General features: G+C 66.1%; 18 protein-coding genes. 8 read left to right on the forward strand and 10 right to left on the reverse strand.

What is annotated here, in order from left to right; all coding sequences use genetic code 11:
- Positions 1-11: 11 nt before the first annotated feature.
- The 4 genes from tsaB to AWB79_RS16660 are packed head-to-tail and all read left to right on the forward strand — an operon-like array spanning position 12 to position 3,271.
- On the forward strand, positions 12-806 hold the full coding sequence (tsaB, locus tag AWB79_RS16645; protein WP_061168527.1) for a tRNA (adenosine(37)-N6)-threonylcarbamoyltransferase complex dimerization subunit type 1 TsaB: 795 nt from the start codon (positions 12-14) through the stop codon (positions 804-806).
- Positions 803-1,297: a ribosomal protein S18-alanine N-acetyltransferase gene (rimI, locus tag AWB79_RS16650; RefSeq protein ID WP_061168528.1), complete on the forward strand. Its 495-nt coding sequence runs from the start codon at positions 803-805 to the stop codon at positions 1,295-1,297. The genes tsaB and rimI overlap by 4 nt, the downstream gene beginning before the upstream one ends.
- A complete protein-coding gene (locus AWB79_RS16655) occupies positions 1,284-2,291 on the forward strand; it encodes a uracil-DNA glycosylase (RefSeq protein WP_061168529.1) in 1,008 nt (335 codons plus the stop codon). Before rimI ends, AWB79_RS16655 begins: the two co-directional genes overlap by 14 nt.
- Entirely contained in the window at positions 2,291-3,271 is a 981-nt protein-coding gene (locus AWB79_RS16660; protein WP_061168530.1) for a DUF1853 family protein, read from the forward strand. Before AWB79_RS16655 ends, AWB79_RS16660 begins: the two co-directional genes overlap by 1 nt.
- A 21-nt stretch (positions 3,272-3,292) precedes the next feature.
- Here the strand turns inward: AWB79_RS16660 and thiD are convergent, their stop codons facing one another.
- From thiD to lplT, 4 genes are read right to left on the reverse strand one after another with little or no spacing between them, the layout of a single operon-like run.
- Positions 3,293-4,105: a bifunctional hydroxymethylpyrimidine kinase/phosphomethylpyrimidine kinase gene (gene thiD / locus AWB79_RS16665; protein WP_061168531.1), complete on the reverse strand. Its 813-nt coding sequence runs from the start codon at positions 4,103-4,105 to the stop codon at positions 3,293-3,295.
- 7 nt (positions 4,106-4,112) lie between these two features.
- Positions 4,113-4,760 (reverse strand): thiamine phosphate synthase, encoded by a 648-nt coding sequence (thiE, locus tag AWB79_RS16670; protein WP_061168532.1) that lies wholly within the window; start codon positions 4,758-4,760, stop codon positions 4,113-4,115.
- 8 nt (positions 4,761-4,768) lie between these two features.
- Positions 4,769-5,584, reverse strand: a complete 816-nt coding sequence (gene thiM / locus AWB79_RS16675) for a hydroxyethylthiazole kinase (protein ID WP_061168533.1) — start codon at positions 5,582-5,584, stop codon at positions 4,769-4,771.
- 32 nt (positions 5,585-5,616) lie between these two features.
- A complete protein-coding gene (gene lplT / locus AWB79_RS16680) occupies positions 5,617-6,924 on the reverse strand; it encodes a lysophospholipid transporter LplT (RefSeq protein ID WP_061168534.1) in 1,308 nt (435 codons plus the stop codon).
- A gap of 281 nt (positions 6,925-7,205) precedes the next feature.
- On the opposite strand from lplT, the gene alr reads away from it, so the two are divergent.
- From alr to AWB79_RS16695, 3 genes are all read left to right on the forward strand, one after another.
- Positions 7,206-8,276 carry an alanine racemase gene (alr, locus tag AWB79_RS16685; RefSeq protein ID WP_061168535.1) on the forward strand — a complete coding sequence of 357 codons (1,071 nt, stop codon included), beginning with the start codon at positions 7,206-7,208 and terminating at the stop codon, positions 8,274-8,276.
- Positions 8,277-8,323: 47 nt separating this feature from the next.
- Positions 8,324-9,709 (forward strand): DNA repair protein RadA, encoded by a 1,386-nt coding sequence (gene radA / locus AWB79_RS16690; RefSeq protein WP_061168536.1) that lies wholly within the window; start codon positions 8,324-8,326, stop codon positions 9,707-9,709.
- Positions 9,710-9,905: 196 nt separating this feature from the next.
- Positions 9,906-10,169 carry a DUF2866 domain-containing protein gene (locus tag AWB79_RS16695; protein ID WP_061168537.1) on the forward strand — a complete coding sequence of 88 codons (264 nt, stop codon included), beginning with the start codon at positions 9,906-9,908 and terminating at the stop codon, positions 10,167-10,169.
- Here AWB79_RS16695 and AWB79_RS16700 read toward each other — a convergent pair.
- Both AWB79_RS16700 and AWB79_RS16705 read right to left on the reverse strand, forming a co-directional pair.
- Positions 10,166-11,203, reverse strand: a complete 1,038-nt coding sequence (locus tag AWB79_RS16700) for a CaiB/BaiF CoA transferase family protein (RefSeq protein ID WP_061168538.1) — start codon at positions 11,201-11,203, stop codon at positions 10,166-10,168. The genes AWB79_RS16695 and AWB79_RS16700 overlap by 4 nt on opposite strands.
- 31 nt (positions 11,204-11,234) lie before the next feature.
- Positions 11,235-13,172 (reverse strand): ATP-binding cassette domain-containing protein, encoded by a 1,938-nt coding sequence (locus AWB79_RS16705; RefSeq protein ID WP_061168539.1) that lies wholly within the window; start codon positions 13,170-13,172, stop codon positions 11,235-11,237.
- A 155-nt stretch (positions 13,173-13,327) separates the two neighbouring features.
- Here AWB79_RS16705 and AWB79_RS16710 point away from each other — a divergent pair, with 155 nt between their 5' ends.
- On the forward strand, positions 13,328-13,819 hold the full coding sequence (locus tag AWB79_RS16710) for a glutathione peroxidase (RefSeq protein ID WP_061168540.1): 492 nt from the start codon (positions 13,328-13,330) through the stop codon (positions 13,817-13,819).
- Positions 13,820-13,834: 15 nt separating this feature from the next.
- Here AWB79_RS16710 and cls read toward each other — a convergent pair whose 3' ends face one another.
- The 4 genes from cls to AWB79_RS16730 form a co-directional block, all read right to left on the reverse strand.
- Positions 13,835-15,325, reverse strand: coding sequence for a cardiolipin synthase (gene cls, locus AWB79_RS16715; RefSeq protein WP_061168541.1), 1,491 nt, complete (start codon positions 15,323-15,325; stop codon positions 13,835-13,837).
- Positions 15,326-15,448: 123 nt separating this feature from the next.
- On the reverse strand, positions 15,449-16,333 hold the full coding sequence (prmB, locus tag AWB79_RS16720) for a 50S ribosomal protein L3 N(5)-glutamine methyltransferase (protein WP_061168542.1): 885 nt from the start codon (positions 16,331-16,333) through the stop codon (positions 15,449-15,451).
- A gap of 30 nt (positions 16,334-16,363) precedes the next feature.
- Positions 16,364-17,500: a succinyl-diaminopimelate desuccinylase gene (dapE, locus tag AWB79_RS16725; protein ID WP_061168689.1), complete on the reverse strand. Its 1,137-nt coding sequence runs from the start codon at positions 17,498-17,500 to the stop codon at positions 16,364-16,366.
- An 89-nt stretch (positions 17,501-17,589) separates the two neighbouring features.
- The gene (locus tag AWB79_RS16730) at positions 17,590-17,958 is read right to left on the reverse strand and encodes an ArsC family reductase (protein WP_061168543.1); all 369 of its coding nucleotides are present in this window, start codon (positions 17,956-17,958) and stop codon (positions 17,590-17,592) included.
- Position 17,959 lies beyond the last annotated feature (1 nt).

The following is a 17,959-nucleotide window of genomic DNA, read 5'->3' on the forward strand; positions in this document are numbered from 1 at the left end:
CAATACCGCCTATGACACGCACCGTTCTGCTCGCCCTCGACACTTCGACGGAGTTCTGCTCCGTCGCGCTCCTGCTCGACGATTCCATTTCCGCTTCCGATTCCGCGTCCAATGCCGCTGCGCCGCACTACGAGCGCGGCAGCACGCGCGTCTGGTTTCGCCACGAAGCGACCGGCGCCGTCTCCAGCACGCGCCTGTTGCCCGCCGTGCGCGAACTTTTCGGCGACGCGGGTTTCGCGCTCGCCGATTGCGCCGCGATCGCGTTCGGCGCGGGCCCGGGCTCGTTCACGGGCTTGCGCACCGCGACGGGCGTCGCGCAAGGGCTGGCCTTCGGGCTGGACGTGCCGGTGGCGCCGGTGAGCACCTTGCTCGCGTGCGCCGAAGGCGCGCGGCTCAAGGGGTTCGACGATCCATCCTGGCCGACGCGCGTGCTGGCCGCGCTCGACGCCCGCATGGACGAGGTCTATTGGGCCGATTTCGAGTTCGATGCCGCCGCCGGCGACTGGCGCGTGCTGCATCCCGCCGCGCTCGATGCGCCCGGCGCGCTGCCGCTACCCGAGGTTCCGTTCGTGCTCGCCGGCAATGCGGCCGCGGCTTTTGGCGAGCGTCTGCCGGCAGCGGCGGCCGCCGCGCGCGTGGATCGCGAGGCGCTGCCGCATGCGCTGCCGGTCGCGCTGCTCGGTTTGCGCGCGTTGAAAGCCGGGCGCACGGTCGCCCCCGAGCACGCCGCGCCGGAGTACGTGCGCGACAAGGTCGCCCAGACCACGGCCGAGCGCATGCTGGCCCGCGAGGGGACGCTTCGGTGAGCGGCGTGCTGCTGGCGGACCGGTATCTGACGCCGATGACCGACGCCGATCTGGACGAAGTCGCCGCCGTCGAAAAGCTCGCCTACGAGTTTCCGTGGAGCCGCGGCAATTTTCAGGATTCGCTGCGCAATGGCTACTTCGGCGTCTGCCTTCGGCACGTGACCGGCACACTGATCGGCTATTGCGTGCTGATGCCCGTCGTCGATGAAATGCATCTGCTGAACCTGTGCGTCGCGCCGTCCGCGCAGCGTGCGGGCGCGGGTCTCACGCTGTTGCGCGAGGCGGTGCGCATCACGCGCGCCGAGAAGCTCGAAGGCGTGCTGCTCGAAGTGCGGCCGTCCAATCCGCGCGCGATCCAGCTTTACGAGCGCTTCGGCTTCGTTGCCATCGGAAGGCGCAAGAACTATTACCCCGCGCGGCATCGCTCGCGCGAGGACGCAATCGTCATGCGTCTGTCGTTTTCGGAGGAGAGTGCGCATGGCGCTCGATGAACGGTTGATCGAGGAGTTGGGAATCGGACCGGTGTGGGTCCGGCGCGGGATGGCGAACTCTCCGGCGATGCCAGCGCCGCGTGCGGAAGCGAGCACACCCGTGGTGGAAGATGCGCCTGTCGCGGCGGCGTCCGCCGAGGTGGAGCGCGCGCCGCAACCGCCCGCGGCACCGGCGTCCAAGGCGCGCAAAATCGAAGCGCCGGCGTCCGCCGAACTGCGGCAAGCGCCCGCCGCCCCCGCACAGCCCTCTCCCCCCACGCACGCCGAACCGGATCTTCCGCCGCTCGACGCCTACGACGATCTTCCCTGGACCGACGAAGCGCCTGCTCACGCCGAACCCGCGATCGTCGAAGCCCCCAGCGACGTCCACACGCTCGACTGGGACGCGCTCGCCGAACGCGTCGCGAACTGCGAGCGCTGCCGTCTTTGCGAGCGGCGCACGAACACGGTCTTCGGCGTCGGCGACCGCGAAGCGGACTGGATGCTGATCGGCGAGGCGCCCGGCGAGAACGAGGACAAGCAGGGCGAGCCGTTCGTCGGCCAGGCGGGCAAGCTGCTCGACAACATGCTGCGCGCGCTCACGCTGTCGCGGCAATCGAACGTGTATATCGCGAACGTGATCAAGTGCCGGCCGCCCGGCAACCGCAATCCCGAACTCGATGAAGTCGCCCGCTGCGAGCCTTATCTGCAGCGGCAGGTCGAACTCGTGAAGCCGAAGGTGATCGTCGCGATGGGGCGTTTCGCCGCCCAAAGCCTGCTGAAGAACGAAGCCAGCATCGCATCCATGCGCGGTCGCGTGCACGAGTATCGCGGCGTGCCGGTCATCGTCACGTATCACCCGGCTTATCTGTTACGCAGTCTGCAGGACAAGTCGAAGGCCTGGGCCGATCTCTGTCTCGCGCGCAAGACTTATCGCGAGGCGCTCGAAGCGCTGGGCGTCGAGCAAGGAGCCGCGAAGGGAGCCGCGAAGGGAGCCGGAAAGGGCGGCCGCTGATGTCCGCCCCGGCGAGCGGGCTCGCGCGTCTCGTCGACCAGTTCAGCGACGTGACCGTGCGGGATCTCGCCTGGCTGCTCTTCGCCCCGGATTTGCTGCGCGAGGGCGACGCGACGCTCGCGCGCCCGTTCCCGACCGCCGCCGAACGCGACGCCACGCTCGCCTGGCTCGCCGCACTGGACGCCGCGCCGCAAGCGCTCCACGATCACGCGCGCAACCCGAAATTGACGCGCCTCGGCATCTACGCCGAAAGTCTGCTCCGATATTTCCTCGCGCACGGACCCGCGGCGCGTCTGGTCGCGGCGAATGTGCCGTTGCGGCGCCAGCGTCGCACCATCGGCGAATGCGATTTTCTGCTCGAAACGGCCGACGGCGCGCGCCTGCACTGGGAACTTGCGGTGAAGTTCTATCTGCACATCAGCGCACAAGGCGAAGCAGCGCGCGAGGCGCGTCTGTCGGACTATGTGGGACCGAACCTGCAGGATCGGTTCGATATCAAGCATGCGCGTCTCACCACGCATCAACTCGGCCTGACCAAGCGCACGGAGTTCGCCGCGCTGGGATTCGAAGGCCCGTGGCGCGCGCAACTGTTCATCAAGGGACGGCTGTTCTATCACGGCGCAGATGACGGTCATGTCGAGCCCGCGCCCGAAATAGGCGAGCATCATTTGCGCGGATGGTGGCTCACGGCATCCGAATGGCGCACGGCGCGCGCCGCCACCTCGGACGACGAACGCGCGTGGGTCGTGCAGCCGCGCATGGCGTGGCTTGCGTCGCGGCGTCTCGATCCGGCTGATGCGCAAGCGCTCGTCGCCGGAACCGAGAGCATCCGGACGAGCCTCGCGGCCACCGTCGCGCCGACGATGATCGCGGTCTACGCGCGCGACGAAACGGGTGAATGGCTCGAGGAATCACGCGGCTTCATCGTGCCCGACGACTGGCCGGAGCGGGCGCGCGCGTTCGCGGCATCGGCGCCCTGACCGGGCATCGAGCCGCTGCGCTCACCACCAGCGGAAGAAGTGATGCACCGGCCCGACGCCATGACCGACGTCGAGCCGCACGCTCGCCTCGATCGCGCCGGTCAGATAGCGTTTCGCTTCGGCGGTGGCGCTGGCGAGATCGCCCGTTTGCGGGATCAGCGCCGCGATCGCCGAAGACAGCGTGCAGCCGGTGCCGTGTGTGTTCTTGAGCGGCACGCGCGCGCCGCCGAGCCGCAGCGACCCGCCCGCTTCGATGAGCCAGTCGGGACTGTCCGACGACGCCAGATGCCCGCCCTTCATCAGCACCGCCTGCGCGCCGAGCGCGCGCAGCGCCTCGCCCTGACGGACCATCGCGTCTTCGTCGGCGGCGGTTTCCGCTCCAAGCAGCGCCGCCGCCTCGGGCAGATTCGGCGTGACGAGCGTCGCGAGCGGCAGCAGCTCGTCGCGCAGCGCGGCGACCGCGTCAGGCGCGAGCAGCGCGTGATTGCTCTTCGAGATCATGACGGTGTCGAGCACCACATGCTTCGGCCGATGCCGCTGCAACGCTTCTGCGACCACGCGCACGATGTCCGCGTTGGCCAGCATGCCGATCTTCACCGCATCGATGCGGATGTCGTCGAACACGGCGTCGAGTTGCGCGGTGATGAACGCGGGTTCCGGCGCATGGACCGCCGTTACGCCGCGCGTGTTCTGCGCGGTGAGCGCCGTGATGACGCTCGCGCCGTACGCGCCGAGCGCGGAGAAGGCCTTCAGATCAGCCTGAATGCCCGCGCCGCCGCCCGAGTCGGAACCGGCGATCGTGAGCACATTGGGAATGGGTTTCGTTGCGGTCATGGCGAATTCAGGTTCGGGCGCGCGCGATGGTCGCGCGCAATACCGTGGCCGCCTCGCGTGGATCGGCGGCCTTGCAGAGCGCGGACACCACGGCGAGACCGGCGGGTCGGGCGCGCATCACGTCGGCGGCGTTGTGCGCCTGAATGCCGCCGATCGCGACGGTCGGCAAACGCGCGGCGGCGCAAATTTCAGCGAGGCCGTCGATGGCGCAGGGCGTGGAGGCGTCGGTTTTCGTGGGCGTCGCGTAGACCGGGCCCGCGCCGAGATAATCGACGACGCCCGCGAGCCTTGCGGCGTCGGCGGTTTCGTCGAGGTTCGAGACGGACAGGCCGATCAGCGCATCGGGCCCGAGAAGCTGCCGCGCGATGTCCGCGGGCAGATCGCGCTGGCCGATGTGCACGCCATCGGCGCCGGCGGCGAGCGCGACATCGACATGATCGTTGATGACGAACGGCACGCCGTGCGCGCGCGTGATCGGCAAAAGCTCGCGCGCCAGTTCGAGCCACGCGCGCTTGTGCCATTCCGGCGCGCGCAGTTGCACGAGCGTCGCACCGCCTTCGAGCGCCGCGCGCGCGACGCGCACCGCGGCGTCATGCCCGCCGCACTGCACCGGATCGAGCACGAGATAGAGCGAGAGATCGAACGAGGCGCGCATGGTCAGTCTCAGCCCGAAACGACGTCGCGCTGCACGAGCGTCTGCGCGAACGCTTGCGCATCGAGCGACGCGAGCCGGTCGAGATACGCGGCGGCGAAGCTGCCGGGCAGGGCGGCCTCGCGCGCGGCGAGCTCGCCAGCGATGGTCGAATACGCGATTGCGGCGACTGTCGCGCTCCAGTATTCACCGCTATCGGACGCCGCGCCGATGAAGGCCGCCACGGTCGCGGACAGCGCGCAGCCGACGCCGGTGACGCGCGTCATCAGCGGCGAGCCGTTGGACAGCGCGATCACGCGCCGTCCGTCCGTCACATAGTCGGTTTCGCCCGTGACCGCGACCACGGCCCGCGTTTTCAATGCAAGGACTTGCGCGGCGTCGACCGCGGCGTCGGTGGCGGCTGTGCTGTCCACGCCGCGCCCGCTCGCCGCGCCGCCCGACAGGCTGATGATCTCGGAGGCGTTGCCGCGAATCGCCGCGGGCTTCGCATCGAGCAGATCGTGCGCGAATTCCGTGCGGAACGACAGCGGCCCGACCGCGACCGGGTCCAGCACCCACGGCTTGCCCGCCATGCCGGCGGCGTCGACGGCGGCGCGGATCGCGCGGCTCTGCGGCACGTCGAGCGTGCCGAGATTGACCGACAGCGCATTCGCCAGCGGCGCGAACTCGCCGACTTCCTCGCGCGCGACGACCATCGCCGGCGCGGCGCCGATGGCGAGCAGCACGTTCGCGGTGAAGTTGGTGACGACCAGATTGGTCAGGCAGTGCACGAGCGGCGCGCGATCGCGCACGCGGGTGACAAAAGAGAAGAGGTCGGCGGCGAGCATGACGGAATCGATCGAAACGGGCGCGCGGCGAATCAGTGCCGCGCTTCGCCGATCAGCGCGACCGAGTCGAAGGCGCGCTGATTGGCCTGATGCCGCCGCATTACGAAGTACATCATCAGGCAGACGAACGAGCCGAACAGCACGATCACGAACTGGATCGGCACGTCGAGCCACACGAGCGCCGCGTAGAGGCACAGCATGATGAGCACCGACAGGTTCTCGTTGAAGTTCTGCACGGCGATCGAGTGTCCGGCGGAGAGCAGCACGTGCCCGCGATGCTGGAGCAGAGCGTTCATCGGCACGACGAAGAAGCCCGACAGGCCGCCGACGACCATCAGGAACACGTAGGCGATCAGCAGATAGCCGGGGAAGTGCAGCCTGCCGAAGTAGATGCCCCAGTGCGCCGGAAACAGATGACGCGTGTAGAACGCCATGATCATCACGGCCAGGCCCATCAGGATGCCCACCGGCAGCACCGTGAGCGAGCGCTTGAGCGGCACGCGCGCGGCCGCGAGCACCGCGCCCGCCGCGACGCCGACCGCGATCACCGCCTGCAGGATCGCGGCCTGCGAAAGCGTCATGCCGAGCGAGACCTCGGCCCACTTCAAGACGATGAACTGCAGCGTCGCGCCCGCGCCCCAGAAGAGCGTCGTGACGGCGAGCGAGATCTGACCGAGCTTGTCGCGCCACAGGACGAGAAAGCAGTCGGCGAAATCGGTGATGAGCTTGATCGGTCGCGTTTCCTGTTTCGGATAGCGCGCGCCGGTGTCGGGAATGCGCAGGTTGAAGATCGCGGCGATCACGTACATCAGCATGATGACGAGCATCGCGGCTTCGGCGGGCGTGTTGATGCGCGGAATGTGATACGACAGCAGATGACTCGCGATATGCGGGCTGATGAGCGCGCCGCCCATCACGGTGCCGAGAATGATCGAGCCGACGGTCGTGCCTTCGATCCAGCCGTTCGCGGCGACGAGCCGGTCGGCGGGCAGCAGTTCGGTGAGAATGCCGTACTTCGCCGGCGAATAGGCCGCGGCGCCGAAGCCGACGATGCCATACGCGAGCAGCGGATGCGCGCCGACGAGCATGGTCACGCAGCCGACCACCTTGATGGAATTGGTCACGAACATCACGTGACCTTTGGGCCGCGAATCGGCGAAGGCGCCGACGAAGGCCGCGAGAATCACGTACGACAGGACGAAGAACAGCTTGAGCAGCGGCGTCATCCAGTTCGGGGCGTGAAGGTCTTTCAGCAGTGCGATGGCAGCGATCAGTAGAGCGTTATCGGCCAACGACGAGAAAAACTGCGCGGCCATGATGGTGTAAAAACCTTTTTTCATCTGATCCGAAGCTTTCCTCACTGCGGGTGATCCGCCCCGGGCGCCTGATGAGCGCGCGGGCTTATGCCTTTCGAAATGGGTTGTGCGCACGGCTTTATAACACGAAAATAGGCGCATTCTGACTAGCAGTAATCTCGATCGCGCGATAAATGACACGATCGTGCACGAGATTCCTCGTAAGATACTGATTCGCAAGGCGTCCCGGCCGGCGCAGCAGGACGTGTCCCGCTGTCGTATGCTCGCTATTTAGACCGCTCTCACTGCAATTCCACCACACGCTCATGCCGCGCCCCCTTTCTGCAACGATCCACACCGCCGCGCTCGCGAACAACCTGGCCATTGCCCGCAAATACGCGCCGAAGTCCAAGATTTGGGCCGTCGTCAAGGCCAATGCGTATGGCCACGGGCTGGCCCGGGCGTTTCCGGGACTACGCGCAACGGACGGCTTTGGCCTTCTCGACCTCGAAGAAGCCGTGAAGTTGCGTGAATTGGGGTGGGCCGGGCCAATTCTTTTGCTCGAAGGCTTTTTCCGGCCCACCGACATCGACGTGATCGACCGCTATAGCCTCACGACCGCGGTCCATTGCGACGAGCAGTTGCGCATGCTCGAAATGGCGCGGCTGTCGAAGCCCGTCAACATCCAGCTGAAAATGAACAGCGGCATGAACCGGCTCGGCTACACGCCTGAGAAGTTCCGCGCCGCGTGGGAGCGGGCGCGCGCCGTGCAGGGCGTTGGTCAGATTACGCTCATGACCCATTTTTCGGATGCCGATGCGCCACGCGGCATCACGCATCAGCTGGAGGCGTTCGAGCGCGGCGCGGAAGGCATCGCGGGGGCGCGGAGTCTCGCCAATTCGGCGGCGGTGCTGTGGCATCCGGCGGCGCATTTCGACTGGGTGCGGCCCGGCATCATGCTGTACGGCGCATCGCCTTCGGGCGTGACGGCCGATATCGCCAGCACCGGGCTCAAGCCGGCCATGACGCTGAAGTCCGAGCTGATCGCCGTGCAAACGGTCGACGCGGGCGGCAGCATCGGTTATGGCTCCACATATACAGCGGGTCAGTCGATGCGCATCGGCGTGGTCGCGTGCGGTTATGCGGACGGCTATCCGCGCGTGGCGCCGGAAGGCACGCCCGTGATCGTCGACGGCGTGCGTACGAAGCTCGTGGGCCGCGTGTCGATGGACATGCTCACGGTGGACCTGACGCCGTGTCAGGGCGCGGGCATCGGCTCGAAGGTGGAGCTGTGGGGCCCGAATCTGCCGATCGACGACGTCGCGGCCGCGGCCGGCACCATCGGCTACGAGCTGATGTGCGCGATCGCGCAACGCGTGCCGGTGCGCGCGGAATAATAATCTTTCGCTCGACGCGAACCAAACGAATAACAGCAAGGCAATACGTGGCAAAAGCAGCAAAGGCAAAAACGCTCTTCACCTGTAGCGAATGCGGCGGACAGTCGCCCAAATGGACCGGCCAGTGCGCCGCATGCGGAGCGTGGAACACGCTGGTGGAATCCGTGGAGCAGGCGCCTTCCGCGCATCGGTTCCAGGCGCTCGCGAAAAGCTCGTCGGTGCGCAAGCTCGCGGAAATCGAGGCGTCGGACGTGCCGCGCTTCACGACCGGCGTCGGCGAATTCGATCGCGTGCTGGGCGGAGGTCTGGTGCCGGGCGGCGTCGTGCTGATCGGTGGCGATCCAGGCATCGGCAAATCCACGCTGCTCCTGCAATCGCTCGCGGAAATCGCGCGCGAGCGGCCCGCGCTCTATGTGAGCGGCGAGGAATCCGGCGCGCAGATCGCGTTGCGCGCGCAGCGTCTCGGCCTGATCGGCGGTGGTGGCGCGGCGGGCGATCTCGCGTTGCTCGCGGAAATACAGCTCGAAAAGATTCAGGCGACCATCGACGAGCAACGTCCCGAAGTCGCCGTGATCGACTCCATCCAGACGATCTACTCCGAAGCGCTGACGTCTGCGCCCGGTTCGGTCGCGCAGGTGCGCGAGTGCGCGGCGCAGCTTACGCGCATCGCGAAGCAGACGGGCACGTCGATCATCATGGTCGGGCACGTGACGAAGGAAGGCAGCCTCGCGGGACCGCGCGTGCTGGAGCATATCGTCGACACGGTGCTGTATTTCGAAGGCGACACGCACTCGTCGTTCCGGCTCGTGCGCGCGTTCAAGAACCGGTTTGGCGCGGTCAACGAACTCGGCGTGTTCGCGATGACCGAAAAGGGCTTGCGCGGCGTCGCCAATCCATCTGCGCTGTTTCTGTCGCAGCATGAGCAGAGCGTCGCGGGTTCGTGCGTGCTGGTGACGCAGGAAGGTTCGCGCCCGCTGCTGGTCGAAGTGCAGGCGCTCGTCGATACCGCGCATGTTCCCAACCCGCGCCGACTCGCGGTCGGTCTGGAACAAAACCGGCTGGCCCTGCTGCTCGCCGTGCTGCATCGGCATGCGGGAATTGCGTGTTTCGATCAGGACGTGTTCCTGAACGCGGTGGGTGGCGTGAAGATCACCGAGCCGGCAGCGGACCTCGCCGTGCTGCTCGCGATCCATTCGTCGATGCGCAACAAGCCGCTGCCCAAGGGGCTCATCACGTTCGGCGAAGTGGGGCTGGCGGGCGAGATCCGGCCGTCGCCGCGCGGGCAGGATCGTCTGAAGGAAGCCGCGAAGCTGGGCTTCTCGGTCGCGCTGATTCCGAAGGCGAACGCGCCCAAACAAACGATCGACGGTCTGAAGGTGATTGCAGTCGATCGTATCGAGGAAGCGATCGACCGTGTCCGCGATCTCGAATGATTTCGCACGATCCGCGTCGAACGCATCGCGCAGCCGGTCTGATCGGACCCCTCGTAACGGGCCGTAAAAATCCGGTTGCGCAATGTAACCCAAGCGACGCGCGGTTTTCCTATCCTTACAGGGCTACGGACCCGGCCAACTTCGCCAAACGCATTCACACAGGCGAAGTGACCGGAAGGATCGAGAGGACCACGCATTGAAACACGTAAAATCAACCCGGCCGAAGCCAGCGTTTCATCTGCGCGGATGCCGTGTCTCCGCGCCGCTGCAGCAGCCGTGGGGAAGCGGCTGCCGGATCGTCGAATGGATCGACGAGCATGGCCAGATCTCGCGCCGCGCGGTCGCGGCCGATGTCACCGAGGACGAGGTCGTCGCGACCATTCGCCATCACGTGACGGGCCGCAAGCACGTGCTCGTGGACGACGAGCGCGAGCCGCGCCAGGTCTTGCCGCGCCGCTAGGCGCTCTCACGCGTCGCGGAACGGAATAGCGGATGCGCCGCCGCTTCGGCGGGCGTCAGCACGGGAGCGACGCAGCAATCGAGCGGTTCGAGCAGCGCCATCCATTCGTCGAGCGTGCGCTCGCGAAAGAGCTCGGCGAGTTCCACCGATAGTCGCGCGGCGTCCGCGCCGCCTGTCGCCAGCCCAAGACTCCAGTGCCGCATGGCCCATTCCGGACGGCCGAGCGCTTCGCACAGCGTTTGCCAGAATTTCAATTCCAGCGCGCCCACCGCAACGAACCGGTCGTCACGCGTGCGATAGACGTCGTAGCAGGGCGCGCCGCCGTTCAGGAGGCCCGCGCCCGGGCGCGTGCTCGCTTCGTTGGCATTGACGAGCGCGATATGCGCCATGACGTTGTGCGTGTGCGTCGCGTGCGTCATTGAAACGTTCAGGCAGCGTCCTTCACCGCCGCGCGCGACATGCCAGGCCGCGGCAAGTATCTCCATCACGGCCGAGAGCGCGCCGCCTAGCAGGTCCGCGAGCTGGAAGTTCGGCGCGACCGGCGTGCCGTCGCGCGCGGCGAGCTGATCGAGCACGCCGGCATAAGCGATGTAGTTCAGATCGTGACCGGCCTTTTGGGCGAACGGGCCCTCGCTTCCGAAGCCCGTTATTGCGCAATAGACCAGCTTCGGATTCGCCTCGCGCAGTACGTCATAGCCGACGCCGAGCCGCGCCATCACCGATGGCCGGAAACTCTCGACGAGCACATCCGACTCGCGCGCGAGCGCGATCAGCTTCGCGCGGCCTTCTTCCGTCTTGAGATCCAGCGTGAGCTGCCGCTTGCCGCGATTGACGATGCGATAAAACGCGCTCGGCGTGCCGCTTTGACGATCGGCGTCGCTTTGCAGCATGGTGCGCGTGTAGTCGCCTTCGCCAGGCGGCTCGATCTTCAGCACGTCCGCGCCGAGTTCGGCAAGTCTCAGCGTGGCGATGGGACCGGGCAGGAGGCGCGTCAAATCGAGTACGCGCAGGCCAGTGAGAGAAGGCGTCGTCAAGGGTTCGATCTCCGGTTGATTGTCAGCATGGTCAGCCGATCTGTTCCAGTTCCTCGTGCGCTTCGAGCCATTCCATTTCGAGGGTTTCGAGTCGCGCGTTGACTTCGCCCTGGCGGCGGATCGTCTCCGTGAGCTTCGATTTGAGCGCCGCCTCGTAGCTGGCCGGATCTGCGACGAACGCATCGAGCGCTGTCTTCTCCGCATTGAGCTTGTCCATTTCCTTCTCGATCTTCGCGATGCGCGACTGCAGCGGCTTCTTCAGATGCGCGAGCTTCTGCCGTTCCTGCGCTTCCTGGCGGCGCTGCTCCTTGCGATTCAGGCCGCTATCCGAGGCGTCGCCCGACGCCGCCGCGCTCGCTTCCTTCGCCGCCGCGCGCGTCTCGGCGGCGTGTTGCAGCAGCCAGTCGCGGTAATCGTCGAGGTCGCCATCGAACGGATGCAGGCGATGCTTCGCGACGAGCATGAAGGTGTCGGTTGTCGCGCGCAGCAGATGCCGGTCGTGCGACACGAGAATCAGCGTGCCTTCGAATTGCGCGAGCGCCATGGTCAGCGCGTGGCGGGTTTCGAGGTCGAGGTGGTTGGTCGGTTCGTCGAGCAGCAGCAGATTCGGCTTTTGCCAGATGATGAGCGCCAGCGCGAGCCGCGCCTTCTCGCCGCCGGAGAAGGGAGCGATTTTCGCGGTCGCCATTTCGCCGGAGAAGTTGAAGCTGCCGAGGAAGTCGCGCAGTTCCTGCTCGCGCGTGTCCGGCGCGAGGCGCGCGAGATGCTGGAGCGGCGAGTCGTCGGGGCGCAGCGTCTCCAGTTGATGCTGCGCGAAATAGCCGATCTGCAAGCCTTTGCCCTGACGCACGCCGCCGGAAAGCGGCTCGAGCGTCTGCGCGAGCGTCTTGATGAGCGTCGATTTACCCTGGCCGTTCGCGCCCAGAAGGCCGATGCGCTGGCCGTTCTGAATCGACAGCGACACGCTCTCGACGATCGGAATCTCGCCGCCGTCGTCGGCGTGGTAGCCGCAGCGCACGTCTTCCATGACCATCATCGGATTGGGCGCGGCGTCGGGTTCGCGGAATTCGAAGGTGAACGGCGAGCTCGCATGCGCGGGCGCGATCAGCTCCATTTTTTCCAACGCCTTCACGCGGCTTTGCGCCTGCTTGGCCTTGGTCGCCTTCGCCTTGAAGCGGTCGATGAAGCTCTGCAGATGCGCGACGGTCCTCTGCTGCTTTTCATACGCGCTCTGCTGTAGCGCGATCTGCTGCGCGCGCAGCACTTCAAACTGGCTGTAATTTCCGCCGTAACGCTTCACCTGACGGTTTTCCAGATGCAGCGTGACATTGCAGACCGAATCGAGAAACTCGCGATCGTGCGAGATGACGACGAGCGTACCGGGATAGCGCGCGAGCCAGTCTTCCAGCCAGACGATGGCGTCCAGATCCAGGTGGTTGGTCGGCTCGTCGAGCAGCAGCAGGTCGGACGGGCACATCAGCGCCTGCGCGAGATTCAGACGCATGCGCCAACCGCCGGAGAAGCTCGAGACCGGCTCTTTGGTCTGCTCCAGCGTGAAGCCCAGACCGAGCAGCAAGGTTTCGGCGCGCGCGGGCGCGGTGTAGCCGTCGGCGTCGGCGAAGGCGGCGTGGGCTTCGGCCTCGGCCGCGCCGTCGTGCGTGGCGGACGCCGCCGCGATGCGCGCCTCGATCGCGCGCAGGCTGGTGTCGCCGTCGAGCGTGTAATCGAGCGCGCTGCGATCGACGGCGGGCGTTTCCTGCGCGACATGCGCGATGCGCCACGAGGGCGGCATGGAGAAATCGCCGCCGTCCGCGTGCAGTTCGCCGCGCAGCACGGAAAAGAGCGTGGATTTGCCCGCGCCGTTTGCGCCAACGAGACCGGCCTTTTCGCCCGGGTTGAGCGTGAAGCTGGTGTCTTCGAAAAGCGGCTTAGTGCCGCGGGACAGGCTGAACTGATTGAAACGGATCACGTCGAAATGGCGGCGAAAAGGGCGCGGCTGGGAAAGAAAGCGCTATTTTAGACCGGACGCGCCGCGCGGCAGGGGTCGTCCGTTCGGCCAATGGCAGGCGAGCGCGAGGCGGGGTAGCATCGCCAGACTTTCATCGAATTTTTTACGGAGCACCCATGAGCGCAGCCAATGAAGGCATCTACGGCTTCTCGGCCGAAACCCTCGACGGCGCCACCGTCAGTCTGGACCAGTACCGTGACAAGGTGCTGCTCATCGTGAACACGGCGAGCGAATGCGGATTCACCCCGCAGTACAAGGGCCTGCAGGACATCTACCAGCAACTGGCGGCGCGCGGCTTCGAGGTGCTCGGCTTCCCGTGCAACCAGTTCGGCAAGCAGGAGCCCGGTGATGCGGAGCAGATCGGCAGCTTTTGCGAGAAGAACTTCGGCGTCACGTTCCCGATGTTCGCGAAGATCGAGGTGAACGGCGCGAACGCACATCCGCTCTACAAGTATCTGAAGGACAAGGAGCCCGGCCTGCTCGGCATCGAGGCGATCAAGTGGAACTTCACGAAATTCCTGGTCGACCGCAAGGGCAGCGTGGTGAAGCGCTATGCGCCGCAGACCAAGCCCGAGGCGATTGCCGAGGACATCGAGAAGCTGCTCTGACGTTCTCGCGGGCGTTTAGAGAATCGGCGAGAACAGCCGCGCGACGTGCATCGCCATGCGCCGCCAGAACGCGGCGCCGCGATAGTCGTTCGTGTCGATCTCGAACGCGTGGGCGAAGTCCGCGTTCAGCATCGCTTCCACCTCGCCGGCGAATGCGCGGTCCACGGTCAGCACCGTGATCTCGAAGTTCAGGCGAAACGAGCGGTTGTCCAGATTCGCGCTGCCGATGGACGCGGCGATATCGTCGACCAGCACGACCTTCTGATGCAGAAAGCCCGGCCTGTAGCGGAAGATGCGTACGCCGGCCTGCACCAGGTCGTACGCGAAGAGTTTCGAGGCGGCGAACACGACGTGATGGTCGCGCCGGCTCGGAATCAGAATGCGCACGTCCACGCCGCGCATCACCGCGAGCCTCAACGCCGAGAACACGGCTTCATCGGGAATCAGGTACGGCGAAGTGATCCAGATGCGCTCGCGCGCCGCGTTGATCGCCTCCACGAAGAACAGCGAACAGGTTTCCTGCTTGTCCGCGGGACCGCTCGACAGCACCATGCAGTGCATGTTTTCGTCGGAATGCGGCGCGGGACCGAGCTCGGGCAGGCGCTGCGTCGCCCAGTACCAGTCTTCGGTGAAAACGAACTGGATGCTCGCGACCGCCGGGCCGCGGACCTCGACATGCGTGTCGCGCCAGGGCGAGAGCCGCGGATTGCCGCCGAGATACTCGACGCCCACGTTATGCCCGCCGACGAACGCGCGCTTCCCGTCCACGACCACGATCTTCCGATGATTGCGGAAGTTGATCTGGAAGCGATTGACGAACTTGCGCTTGGTCGCGAACGGATGCGCCTCGACGCCGCCCGCGCGCAGCGCGCTCACGTAGCGATGCGGCAGGTCGAAGCTGCCGATGCTGTCATAGAGGAAATAGACGCGCACGCCGGCCTGGGCTTTTCTGATCAGCGCGTCCTTGAGCATGTCGCCGAGCGCATCGGCGCGCACGATGAAGAACTGCACGACGATGTAACGCTCGGCTGCGGCGATCGCGTCCAGTATCGCGGCGAAGGTGGCGTCGCCGTTGACGAGAACGCGCACCGAATTGCCGCGCAGAAACGGCATGCCGGAGAGGCGCTGCAGCGTGCGGATGGTCGGGTTGCCGAGATAGGCGGCCGGTCCCGGCGCAATCTCGCCGCGCACCCCGGACGCGTCGACGAGCGGGGTGCTCTCGGGCGCGTCGCTGCGGGCGCCCGAGTCCCATTCGGCGGGCTTCGAGCGGCTGCGCAGGATTTCGCGTTCGAGGCGGCGCTCGTCGATGTATCCCGCGAACTTGCTGCGGCCGAGGAACAGATAGGGGATGAGCGTGAAATAGGGCATCGCCACGAGCGACACCGCCCAGGCCACCGCGCCCTGCGACGTGCGGGTGTTGATCACGGCATGGATCGCGGCGATCACGCCGAGGACGTGGCAGGCCATGATGACCGTGCCTAGGTGTAGCCAGTCCGATGCTTGCATAAACGCGGAAGGTGGGAAGCGCCTCGCTTGACGGCGATTCGCCATATTACCCAAGCCTTCCGCGCGAAGTGTCGGCGAACGTCGCAACGAGGTCCGCGCGCTGCGAACTCCGCAACAAGCCGGTCAGGCAGGCAGGTCGGCGGCCTGGATCAGGAACACGTTGTCGTCGCCGGCGGAGGTCGAGAGCCATACGAGATCGAGGCCGCCGAGCGCCGCTTCCACGTTCGGGCGCTCGTTGCCGATCTCGACGACCAGCACGCCGTCCTCGGTCAGCCATTTGCCGGCTTCGCGCACGATGCGCCGCACCACGTCCATGCCGTCCGCGCCGCCCGCGAGCGCGAGTTCGGGCTCGTGCCGGTACTCTTGCGGCAGCGCCTGCATCGCCTGCGCGTTGACGTAGGGCGGATTGGTGATGATCACCTCGTAGCGAGCCTGCGCCAGCGGCGCGTACAGGTCGCCCTCGAAGAGATTCACGCGCTCGTCGAGCCCGTAATCGTCGACGTTGCGGCGCGCGACCGCGAGCGCGTCCGCGGAAATGTCGACGGCATCGACATCGGCGTTCTCGAAGGCCTGAGCTGCGAGAATCGCGAGACAGCCCGAGCCGGTGCAGAGCTCGAGCACGCGTGTGACGTGGTCCGGGTCGGCCACATAAGGCTGCAGGCCATCCTGCAGCAACTCGCCGATGAACGAGCGCGGCACGATCACGCGCTCGTCCACGTAAAAGCGGCGGCCGTGCATCCACGCTTCGTGCGTGATGTACGCGGCGGGAATGCGCTCCTTCGCGCGGCGTTCGATCACCTTCATCACGGCGTCGATCTCGTCGTCGAGCAGGCGCGCGTCGAGGAACGGGTCGAGCGTGTCGAGCGGCAGATGAAGCGTGTGCAGGATCAGATACGCGGCTTCGTCGTAGGCATTGGTCGAGCCGTGGCCGAAAGACAGACCCGCTTCGGTGAAGCGCGAAACGCCGAAGCGCAGCAGGTCGCGCACGGTAGTGAAGGGCAGCGCCATCGAAGGCTCCTTTTTATTGTCGGATTTAACTTAAGCGATGAGTTCTTCGAGCACGCGCCGGTACACGTTCTTCAGCGGCTCGATGAATTTCACCTCGACATGTTCGTCGATCTTGTGGATGGTGCCGTTCGGCGGGCCGAACTCCACGACCTGGTCGCAGATACGCGCGATGAAGCGGCCATCCGACGTGCCGCCCGTGGTGGACAGCTCGGTCTGCACGCCGGTTTCGTCGCGGATGGCTTTTTCGAGCGCATTCGAAAGCGCGCCGCGCGGCGTCAGAAACGGCAGGCCGCTCACGATCCACTTCAGATCGTAGTCCAGGCGGTGCTTGTCGAGAATCGCGTGCACGCGGCTTTGCAGGCCTTCCACCGTGCTCGCGGTCGAGAAGCGGAAGTTGAACATCAGGTCGGCGTGGCCGGGAATGATGTTGGTCGCGCCGGCGCCGGAATGCAGGTTCGACACTTGCCAGGTGGTCGGCGGGAAGTATTCGTTGCCGTCGTCCCATTTTTCGGCGACGAGATCGGCCAGCGCCGGTGCGAGCAGATGCACCGGATTCTTCGCCAGATGCGGATACGCGATATGTCCCTGCACGCCCTTGACGATGAGCTTGCCGGTCATCGAGCCGCGCCGGCCGTTCTTGACCATGTCGCCCAGCGTGGCGTTCGAAGTCGGCTCGCCGACGATGCAGTAATCGAGCCGCGTGCCGCGCGCCTTCAGCGCCTCGACGACCTTGATCGTGCCGTCGGTGGCCGGACCTTCTTCATCGCTCGTGATGAGGAAGGCGAGCGTGCCGCGATGCTCGGGATGACTCGCGACGAACTCCTCGCTCGACACGACGAACGCCGCCAGCGACGCCTTCATGTCCGCGGCTCCGCGTCCGTACAGCTTGCCGTCGCGGTGCGTCGGAGTGAAGGGCGGCGAGCTCCATTGTTCGAGCGGGCCGGTCGGCACGACGTCGGTGTGGCCGGCGAACGCGAGCAGCTTGCCTTGCGCATCCGTGCCGCGCTTCACGGCCCACAGGTTGATGACGCCGCCCGATTCGATCGTTTCGCATTCGAAGCCGATGCGCGCGAGCCGCTCGATCATGAGCGCCTGACAGGCCTGATCGTCGGGCGTGACGGATGCGCGTTCGATCAGCGCTTCGGTGAGGTTGAGAGTGCCGGACATGGTCGTTTCAAGATAAAAAATGCCGGCGCTGCGGCCGGCACTCGTGGCGTTCGCGCGATGGCCGTCGAGTTCGCAGCCATCGCCCTGAATCACGCAAAAAGCGTTTCGTACTGCTCGGCGGAAAACCCGAGGGTCTTCACCCGCCCATTCACGACAACGACCGGCCGCTTGATGATCGACGGCTTGTGGATCATCAGCGCGATCGCGCCCGAGGTCGTGTCGGCCTCGGCCTTGTGTACGTCGGACAAGCCGCGCCACGTCGTGCCGCGCTTGTTGATGAGCTGATCGAGAGGCACGTCCTTCAGCCAGTCCTGAATGAGCTTGTCATTCACGCCGGCCTTCTTGAAGTCGTGAAACTCGAACGGCACGCCGTGCTCTTCCAGCCACACGCGCGCTTTCTTCACGGTGTCGCAGTTCGGAATGCCGTAGACGACGGTCGTAGCGGAACCTCGGGCCAAG

It is taken from the genome of Caballeronia hypogeia, from assembly GCF_001544875.2.
GTDB classification, from domain to species: Bacteria; Pseudomonadota; Gammaproteobacteria; order Burkholderiales; family Burkholderiaceae; genus Caballeronia; species Caballeronia hypogeia.